Genomic DNA, 6,475 nt, shown 5'->3' with positions numbered 1-6,475 from the left:
GCCCTGGATCGTGACCGGCTATCTGCTGACGGCCACTGCGATGGCGCCGCTCTACGGCAAGATTTCCGACGTCTACGGCCGCCGGCCGGTCATCTACGCCGCCATCCTGATCTTTCTTTTGGGATCGCTGGTCAGCGCCCTTGCCCCCGACATGCTGGTGCTGGTCATCGGCCGGGCGATCCAGGGGGCCGGCGGCGGCGGCCTTTTCGCGCTGACGCAAACCGTCATCGGCGATCTGGTGCCGCCACGCGAGCGGGCCCGCTACGCCGCATGGATCTCCGGCACCTGGGCGGTGGCCAGCGTCGCCGGCCCGCTGCTTGGCGGTGTCTTCGCAGAGCATCTCCACTGGTCGTTGATTTTCTGGATCAACCTGCCGATCGGCTTCCTGGCGATGGCCATCATCAACAATCCGCTGAAGAAGTTGCCGATCGCGGCCAAACATCACCGCATCGACGGGCTGGGCGCAGTGCTCTTGGTGATCGCCACGGCGCTGCTGCTTCTGGCGCTCAACTGGGGTGGCAGCACCTATCCATGGTTCTCGCCTCAAATCCTTTTTCTTTTTTCCTTCTCGGCCTCGTTCTGGGCATTGTTCGCGCTGCGGCTGCTGAGGGCCAGTGAGCCTTTGATCTCGCTCGAGGTGCTGGGCAACCGGATCGTGCTCGCCGGCACGTTGTCGATGTTCCTGCTGCAGGCGGCAAATATCGGGGCGTCGGTTTACCTGCCGGTCTATCTGCAATCGGTCGTCGGGCTCTCGGTCAGTGAATCCGGCATCGCCATGCTGGGTCTCCTGCTCGGCACCGTTGCCGGTGCCACTTTCAGCGGCCGCATGATCCCGCGCTTCGTCCACTACAAGCGCATTGCCATGGTCGGCGTCAGTTTGGCGATCGCGTGCATCGGGGTGCTGAGTGCCATTGCGACACACGCGTCGCTGCTCGAAGTCGAAATCCTGACGACCCTCATTGGCCTCGGCAGTGGCACGACCTTCCCGGTCAGCACCGTCTCGGTACAGAACGCGGTCGATCGCGCCCATCTCGGTGTCGCGACCGGCGTCCTGACCTTCCTGCGCACACTGGGCGGCGCGCTTGGCGTCGCCCTGCTCGGCGCCGTCGCGCTCGGCTACGGCCTGCCGCTCGCCGCCGAGGGCTCGCAGACGCATATCGAGCTGACATCGGCAATGCCGTTCGTGATGATCTTCCTCACCGCCGGCATCACTCTTGTTCTGGCATTGACCGCGCTGGCGCTGATGCCGGAAAAGCCGCTGCGCGGCAAGGACGAGCACGCAGCGCCCGTGCTCGCCGAATGATCACGTCAATCGTGGACGCCGAGCTTCTTTTGCAGGCTGGTCGACGAGGTCGTGTACTGGAAGACGATGCGCTCGCCCGGGCTGACGATGCGTTTTGCGGCCTGCGCCATCAGGGCGACCTCATGGAAACCTGAGAGGATCAGCTTCAGCTTGCCCGGATACCAGTTGATGTCGCCGATGGCGAAGATGCCGGGAACCGACGTCTGGAATTTCTCGGTGTCGACCGGGATGAGGTTCTCATGCAGGTTCAGCCCCCATTCGGCGATCGGCCCGAGTTTCATGGTGAGGCCGAAGAACGGCAGCATGCGCGTACATGGCACCTCGATGTCGCCATCCGGGCCACCCTTGATGGTGGCGGACGAGAGTTGGCCGTCGGCGCCTGCGAGCCCGCTCACCTGACCGACCAGGAATTCCAGCTCTTTCATCTCCTGCATGGCGTACATCTTGTTGACGCTGTCGGGCGCAGCCCGGAATTCCGGACGCCGGTGGACAAGTGTCACGCTTTTGGCGATCGGCTGCAGGTTGAGCGTCCAGTCGAGCGCCGAATCGCCGCCTCCGACGATGACGAGATCGTGGCCGCGGAAATCTTCCATGCGCCGGACCGAGTAGAACACGCTCTTGCCTTCGTAGCTCTCGATGCCCGGGATGGGCGGTCGCTTGGGCTGGAACGAGCCGCCGCCCGCGGCGATCACCACCACCTTGGCTTCGAACACCTCAGCCTCGTCCGTGGTGACGCGGAAGCTGCCGTCCTCGAGCTTTTCGAGGCTTGAGACCATCCGGTTGAAAGTGAAGTCCGGCTTGAAGGGATGGATCTGTTCGAGCAGCTTGTCGACCAGACCCTGCGCAGTGATCATCGGCCAGCCGGGAATGTCGTAGATCGGCTTTTCCGGATAGAGTTCGGCGCATTGCCCGCCGGGACGGTCGAGGATGTCGATGAGATGGCACTTCATGTCGAAGAGCCCGAGTTCGAACACGGCGAATAGGCCGACCGGCCCTGCCCCGACAATGAGTACGTCCGTCTTGATCGTGTCCGTCATCAGCTCCGCCCCATTTTGGGAATGCTGGCGACAGTGCATGAGCATTGGCCCGCTGCCAAGCAGCCACGGCAAAATTGGAAATGGAGACTTGGTTCAGCCCTGCCGTTCGGGAACGCGCACGACCAGCCCGTCGAGCGCGTCGCGCACCTTGATCTGGCAGGACAGGCGCGAGTTGGGCCGGACGTCGTAGGCGAAGTCCAGCATGTCCTCCTCCATCGCTTCCGGCTCGCCGACCTCACCCGTCCAGGCCTCGTCGACATAGACATGACAGGTCGCGCAGGCGCAGGCGCCGCCGCATTCGGCCTCGATGCCGGGCACCGCGTTGCGGATCGCGTTTTCCATGACGGTCGAGCCGTTCTCGGCCTCCACGTCGAATTGAGTACCGTCATTGGCGATGTAAGTCAGCTTGGCCATTTGTCACCTGAGGAGTCGCAGCCGAGATAATCACTCCGCCGGACAAGTCAACTGCGGCGCGAAAGCGCCACCGCATGACGTTTTTTCTGGATGTGCTCCCTGGAGGACCTACCGGCTGATGGCGGCGATGAAGTCCCGCACTTCATCGATCAGCCCGCCCAGCTTCCTCAGGATGCGACCATCCTCAGGCTGCTTTTCAATGGCTGCAGCGCATTCGGCGACGGCAAAGGCGCCGATGCCGCGGGCCGAGCCTTTCAGGCCGTGTGCAAGGAGCACCCGTTCCTTGGCATCGGCATCGACGATCTTTTCGCGCACCGAAAGCGCCTGCTGCACGAACAGCGCCAGCACCTCCTGTTCGAGCGCGCGATCATCCATCGTCTGCCGCGCCAGGTGGGCCATATCCACAGGTCGCGAACCTGCCGTTCCCGACACGTCGCCGCCGGGCATGGAAAACGCAATACCAATCTCGCCACGCATACGCACTGCTACTCCAAGAAGGGGCCCGGCCGGCGGCCCAAAAATAGGCGGATTCCCGTCGCCAACGGGTTAACGATTGCCGGGAAAAAATGTTGTCACGGAGGCAGCCAAATCACGCCTCCGTTAACCTTATATTTAAAGTTTTACGTATCGCCGGGAATGCATGTTTTCTTTACCCGTGTGTGTCATTACGATACGAACGTCCATTTTCAGCCTCCTGTCTGGGACCAGACAAGCCAGAATCAGGCCAAAATCATAAGTCCCGCGGCAGCTAGTACAGGGTAGCGAAGGCATGGCTAAGAAACCGACGACGACCAAATCTCTCGAGAGCGACGTGGCCGCGGAACTGGAAAAGGCGCTTGACCTTGACCTGAACGGCGACGAAGGCGGGCTCGACATGGCGGCGTCGATGGAAGATCTCGAGGCCCAGATTTCGGCGGCCGCGGATGAACTGGCGCGCGAAGGCCGCAGCCATAGAATCGAGCCGGCAAATGAGCCTCAGGCCGCGAAGGCGGCGCCCCAGCCGAAGCCGGCGGAACTGCGCCCGCTCGAATCGCGCGCCTCGCAACCGAACGGTTTTACGCCGGCTCCCGCCGGTTTCACGCCGGCCAATGACGATCGCCAAAAGGATTACCGGACGCTTCTGCATGGCCTCAACCGGCGCGCTTCGAGCACCGTTTACTGGGTGATCGCGTTCATTTCACTCGCCTGGATCGCGGGCGCCGGCGGCCTCGCCAACCTGCTGTTCGGGCCGAGCATCTGGCAGATCCGCACTCTCGACCAGTTCTTCGCCCGCCCCGAGCTGATCGGCCTGGCGGTCGCGGCGATTATCCCAGTCATCCTGTTCTGGGCCTTCGCCGCCATGATCCGGCGCGCGCAGGAAATGCGCATCGCCGCGCAATCCATGACCGAAGTGGCCTTCCGCCTCGCCGAGCCGGAAAACCTTGCCCAAGACCGCGTCATGATGATCGGTCAGGCCGTTCGCCGCGAGGTCGCCGCCATGGGTGAAGGCATCGAACGCACTTTGGCCCGCGCCGTCGAGCTCGAAACCCTCGTCCACAGCGAAGTCAACCAGATCGAGCGCTCCTATTCCGAGAACGAAGCGCGTATCCGCTCGCTGGTCGACGGGCTGGGTAGCGAGCGCGAAGCTGTCGTTAGCCATGCCGAGCGCGTGCGCGCTTCGATCCACGGCGCGCACGAGACGCTGCGCGACGAGATCGGTGCCGCCAGCGATATCATCCGCGATTCGATCCTCAATGCCTCGACCAAGCTGTCGATGACGATCAACAATTCGGGTGACACGCTGATCGATCGCATCAATGAGAGCTCGCTGTCGATCTTCGACTCGGTGGAAACCCGGCTCGACACGATCACCGACCGCCTGTCGACCTCGGGCGAGGCCTTCGCCAGCCTGCTCGACACCCGCATCGCCAAGCTGACCGACACCACGGACGGCCTTACCCGTTCGCTGACCGATCTTCTTGACGATCGCACCAACGGCATGGGTTCGCTGCGCGGCGGCGCCGCCCGCACACTGAACTCCGAGTTCGAAGCAAGCCTCAGCGGCATCGAGCGGACGCTGGCCGAGCGCGGCCAGGCGCTGATCAGCGAGTTCCAGACCCGCGCCGAAGCACTCGACACCGGCACCCAGAAGCTCAATGCCGCGCTCGAAGCGCGTGCCCGCCAGATCAACGAAACTCTGGTCGAACGTGCGCGCGAGATCGCCAACACCTTCGCCGAGAGCAAGGACCAGCTGTCGTCGATGATCGATCAGGGCAAGACCCAGATCGGTGCCGACATGGCCGACATCATCTCATCGACCTCTTCCATGCTCGAAGCCCGCGCCACGGATTTCGCCGGACGCATGGAGGCGGCCCGCCATGTCGTGTCGCGCGCCTTCGACTCCGACATCCAGCGCCTCGCCGATGCTCGCGCCGGCATTGACGAAGCCATCGAAGACCACAGCCGGAAGCTCTCCGACAGCAGCAACCGTATGGCCGCCGCCATGCAGGAGGACCTCGCGAAATTCGCCGAGAGTCGCGCCGGCATCGATGAGGCCGTGGCCAGTCAGGTCCAAAAACTGGCCGAGGGCCGCAGCCTTATCTCTCGCGCGCTGGAAGAGGACCTGCGCAAGGTCAACGAGTCCCACGCGGCCATCGACGCCTCGCTCGGCGCCCATCTTGAGCAACTCCAAGAGAGTCGCAACCGCCTCTCCCAGGCGCTGAACGAAGACTCCGGCAAACTCGTGCAAGCCCGCACCATAATTGACGAAATGGTCGCTGGACATGTCGGCAAGCTGGCCGAGGGCCGCAACATTCTGGCGCGCGCGCTGGAAGCCGATCTCGGCAAACTGGCGGACAGCCGCGCCTCGATCGACGGCCTGGTCGCCGGCCAGGTCGAGAAGATCGCCGAGGGCCGCGCCGTGCTCGCCAAGGCGCTGGAGACCGACATCGCCGGGATAAGGGACCTGATCGAGACCCATTCGGCCAAGCTCGCGGAGGACAGGGGTGAACTCAGCCGCGCGCTGGAGGGCGACCTGAGCGGAATCCGAAGCCTGATCGACAGCCACGCCGGCAGGCTTGTCGAGGACCGCAGCCTGCTGTCCCAGACGCTCGAATCCGATCTCGCCAAGTTGGCCGAGAGCCGCGCCTCGATCGACGGCCTGGTCGCCGGCCAGGTCGAGAAGCTCGCCGAAGGCCGCGATATCTTGAAGCGTGCCCTGGAAGCCGACATCAACACCATCAGGGGTGCCATTGCGGGACACTCCGAGAAGGTGCAGGAGGAACGCGCTCAGCTGTCGCAGGCCCTGGAGGCCGACCTGCAGACCGTCGGCGGCGCAATCTCCGATCACCAGAACAGGCTCGTCCAGGACCGCGCCGTGCTGTCGAAGTCGCTCGAGGACGATCTGGCCAAGCTGGCCGAGAGCCGTTCCAGCATCGACGGCTTGGTGGCCGGCCAGGTCGAGAAGCTTGCCGAGGGCCGCGATATCCTCAAACGCGCGCTGGAAGCGGACCTCAACACCATCCAGGGCGCGATCGTCGATCATTCGCAGAAGATCGCCGACCATCGCGCCGAGCTGTCGCGCGTCCTGGATGCCGACATGGCCAATGCCAGCGGCCTCATGCAGACCCACGCCGACAGGCTGGTCCAGGACCGCTGGACGCTGTCCAAGGCGTTGGAGGACGATCTCGCCAAGCTGGCCGAAAGCCGGTCCTCGATCGATGGTCTGGTCGCTGGCCAGGTG

4 protein-coding genes and 1 pseudogene are annotated in these 6,475 nt (G+C 63.8%); 2 read left to right on the top strand and 3 right to left on the bottom strand.

The features are described 5' to 3' along the window. Window positions 1-1,303: MDR family MFS transporter (locus EOA60_RS13870; protein WP_128311497.1), on the top strand; the 1,303-nt coding region annotated here is incomplete at its 5' end. 5 nt (window positions 1,304-1,308) lie between these two features. Here the strand turns inward: EOA60_RS13870 and EOA60_RS13865 are convergent. From EOA60_RS13865 to EOA60_RS13855, 3 genes are all read right to left on the bottom strand, one after another. Beyond that, window positions 1,309-2,340 (bottom strand): NAD(P)/FAD-dependent oxidoreductase, encoded by a 1,032-nt coding sequence (locus tag EOA60_RS13865; protein WP_067319714.1) that lies wholly within the window; start codon window positions 2,338-2,340, stop codon window positions 1,309-1,311. Window positions 2,341-2,433: 93 nt separating this feature from the next. Continuing rightward, window positions 2,434-2,754: a 2Fe-2S iron-sulfur cluster-binding protein gene (locus tag EOA60_RS13860; protein ID WP_066992377.1), complete on the bottom strand. Its 321-nt coding sequence runs from the start codon at window positions 2,752-2,754 to the stop codon at window positions 2,434-2,436. Window positions 2,755-2,862: 108 nt separating this feature from the next. Beyond that, complete coding sequence (locus tag EOA60_RS13855) at window positions 2,863-3,231, bottom strand: Hpt domain-containing protein (protein ID WP_095825305.1); 369 nt, start codon at window positions 3,229-3,231, stop codon at window positions 2,863-2,865. Between the two features lie 292 nt (window positions 3,232-3,523). Here EOA60_RS13855 and EOA60_RS13850 point away from each other — a divergent pair. Further along, window positions 3,524-6,475, top strand: a pseudogene (locus EOA60_RS13850) (kinesin); the annotation flags it as partial.

This window comes from Mesorhizobium sp. M1A.F.Ca.IN.020.06.1.1 (assembly GCF_004023265.1).
Taxonomy (GTDB): domain Bacteria; phylum Pseudomonadota; class Alphaproteobacteria; order Rhizobiales; family Rhizobiaceae; genus Mesorhizobium.
Note: the sequence above shows the minus strand (reverse complement) of the source record. Positions and strands in the feature narration are given on the sequence as shown.

Coding starts and splice junctions, on each gene's coding strand:
- EOA60_RS13865 (WP_067319714.1), bottom strand. CDS start 2,340: ATGACGGACACGATCAAGACGGACGTACTCATTGTCGGGGCAGGGCCG.
- EOA60_RS13860 (WP_066992377.1), bottom strand. CDS start 2,754: ATGGCCAAGCTGACTTACATCGCCAATGACGGTACTCAATTCGACGTG.
- EOA60_RS13855 (WP_095825305.1), bottom strand. CDS start 3,231: ATGCGTGGCGAGATTGGTATTGCGTTTTCCATGCCCGGCGGCGACGTG.